General features: G+C 58.5%; 2 protein-coding genes. One reads left to right on the top strand and one right to left on the bottom strand.

The genetic code is table 11. The features are described from left to right. The first annotated feature begins 843 nt into the window (after positions 1-843). Positions 844-1,122, top strand: coding sequence for an HU family DNA-binding protein (locus QOC89_RS15245; protein ID WP_323045767.1), 279 nt, complete (start codon positions 844-846; stop codon positions 1,120-1,122). A gap of 120 nt (positions 1,123-1,242) precedes the next feature. On the opposite strand, the gene QOC89_RS15240 is transcribed toward QOC89_RS15245, so the two are convergent. Continuing rightward, a partial coding sequence (locus tag QOC89_RS15240) for a malate synthase G (RefSeq protein ID WP_323045766.1) occupies positions 1,243-2,799 on the bottom strand: 1,557 nt, incomplete at its 5' end.

The raw sequence follows: 2,799 nt of genomic DNA, 5'->3' as shown, positions 1-2,799 counted from the left end.
GAAGATCCCGATGAATGGCTATTCATGAGAAGCGGGGTACGCCAGGCGGAAGACAATTTCGTTCGATATCACAAGCGACCAGAAACGTCTAATTAATAGTTATCAACTATCACATATTCTATGTGATAGTTAAATGGGATTTCGCGACTGTCTTGGTATGACAGCGCCGGCCTGCGTGCGTTGACGAAACGGCCGCTGGTCGCCAACAAGCTCGCCGAAAATTTCGACACTCGGTCGTTCCCGAAGTGGCAGGATGGCGGCGACTACCCGCCGGAATCTATCTTCAACGACGCCGGCATTCATGACCGGTCCTTCAATCAAAAGGCAAGCCATTCGGAATCGCGCAAGTGAAGGGGCCGCATGTCGAAGCGGGTTTTTCGCGCAGCGCCGGGACAGCGGCAGCGACACGACGTCTAGGCGCAAATCTCGACTCACGTGAATCGTTGCTCGTCGTGGCGTGTAGACGGTACTCAAGAAGCCGGTCTCACACATCGATCCTCCGAATCCTCGTGAAACAATTACACGACCACTGCGGGAGCACCAAAAACGCCGCGCAAACAAGGACTTGGAACATTTCCAGGCCAGCAACTTCTGAATGTTTCACGACGAACCGCATTCCACCGCTGCAAAATCGACAACAGGAGAGCAACTATCGCCGACCAGTAGCTTCGCAAACCGCTGCGTATCAAATGCTACGTATTCTGTAGTTCTCGTCTCGCCTGACAATGACAACTACGAACGGCTACGCCCTGCGATGATGAGGGTGGCGCGTCGCTCGCGATTGCGCGAGGGTGAGTCGATCGGGTAGGGTGAGAATTGCACAACCACAACAACGGATCGGCAATGAACAAACAGGAATTGGTGGATGCAGTCGCTGCGGCGACTGGCGCGAGCAAGGCGGCCACAGGTGAAGCGATCGATGCGTTCACCAGCGCAATCACGAGCGCGGTCAGGAAGGGGGACACGGTCCAACTCATCGGCTTCGGATCGTTTTCTACAGGAGCGCGTGCCGCACGCGTCGGCCGCAATCCGGCGACCGGCGCTGAAATCCAGATCCCCGCGGCGAAGACCGTGAAGTTCACGGCGGGCAAGGCATTCAAAGATGCGGTGAACGGATCCTGACAGCGATAGACAGACAGCGATAGACAGCCGCCGGTCGGAAACGCGCCGGCGGCCGACTATTGCAGGCCGACTATTGCAGACACGTCGCCTCCAGAGGTCGACGTGTCCTGCGACCTGCGCCTACGACTTCGCGCCAAGTCGGAACTTGTGCAGCAACGGCTCCGTATATCCGCTAGGTTGCGACCGCCCTTCAAAAACCAGCGCCTTCGCCGCCTTGAACGCAAGCGATGTGTCCAGGTGACCGGTCATGGGCTGGTACTGCGGGTCGTTAGCGTTCTGCGCGTCCACCACTTTCGCCATGCGCTTGAACGTTTCGTTCACCAGCGCTTCCGAGACCACCCCGTGATGCAGCCAGTTCGCAATGTGCTGGCTCGAAATGCGCAGCGTCGCGCGGTCTTCCATCAGACCGATATCGTGAATATCCGGCACCTTCGAGCATCCGACACCCTGATCGATCCAACGCACCACATAACCCAGAATCCCCTGCGCGTTATTCTCGATTTCGTTGCGGATTTCCTCCTGCGACCACTGCGCCTTTTCGACGACAGGAATCGTCAGCAAGCCATCGAGCAGTTCATCGCGCACGCTGTCGTAAGCGGTCTTTTCCAGCTCTTGCTGCACGGCCTGAACATCAACCTGATGGTAGTGCAGCGCATGCAGCGTCGCGGCAGTCGGCGACGGCACCCAGGCCGTGTTCGCGCCCGCTTTCGGATGCGCGATCTTCTGTTCGAGCATTGCGTGCATCAGGTCCGGCATCGCCCACATGCCCTTGCCGATTTGCGCGCGTCCGCGCAATCCCGAGCTTAAGCCGGCCAGCACGTTATTACGCTCGTAAGCCGCGATCCACGCGGACGATTTCATATCGCCCTTGCGCATCATCGGACCCGCTTGCATTGTGCTGTGCATCTCGTCGCCGGTGCGATCCAGGAAACCCGTATTGATGAACGCCACGCGCGCCGATGCCGCTGCGATGCACGCCTGCAGGTTGACGCTCGTGCGGCGCTCCTCGTCCATGATGCCCATCTTGATCGTATGACGCGGCAGCCTCAGCAAATCTTCGACACGGTCGAACAGCTCATTGGAAAACGCGACTTCGGCCGGCCCGTGCATCTTCGGTTTGACGATGTAAATCGATCCGGTCCGCGAATTGAGCTTGTTTTGAAGGTCGTGCATCGAGCCCAGCGAGGTCATCACGGCATCCAGAATGCCTTCGGGAATCTCACGACCATCGCGATCGACGATCGCCGGATTCGTCATCAGATGCCCGACGTTGCGGATGAACAGCAAAGAGCGTCCATGCAGCTTCACAGTCGAGCCATCGGGCGCGGTGTATTGGCGATCGGCGTTCAGGCGACGCGTGAAGGTCTTGCCGTTCTTCGTGACTTGCTCGGACAGGTCGCCTTTCGCGAGACCGGTCCAGTTGCGATAAAGCTGGACCTTGTCGGCCGCATCGACAGCGGCAACCGAGTCTTCGCAATCGATAATCGTCGAGACGGCCGCTTCCATCAGCACGTCTTTCACGCGCGCGGCATCGGTTTTGCCGATGGCGTCCGTTGCGTCGATCTGGATCTCGAAGTGCAGGCCGTGATGTTTGAGCAGGACGGCGGAAGGGGAGCCCGCGTCGCCCTGATAGCCGATGAACTGCGCGGGAACCTTCAATGCCGACGAGCCGTTCTT

This window comes from Paraburkholderia sp. (assembly GCF_034668105.1).
Classification (GTDB): domain Bacteria; phylum Pseudomonadota; class Gammaproteobacteria; order Burkholderiales; family Burkholderiaceae; genus Paraburkholderia.
The sequence above is the reverse complement of the archived record's forward strand: the minus strand, read 5'-3'. Positions and strand labels throughout refer to the sequence as shown.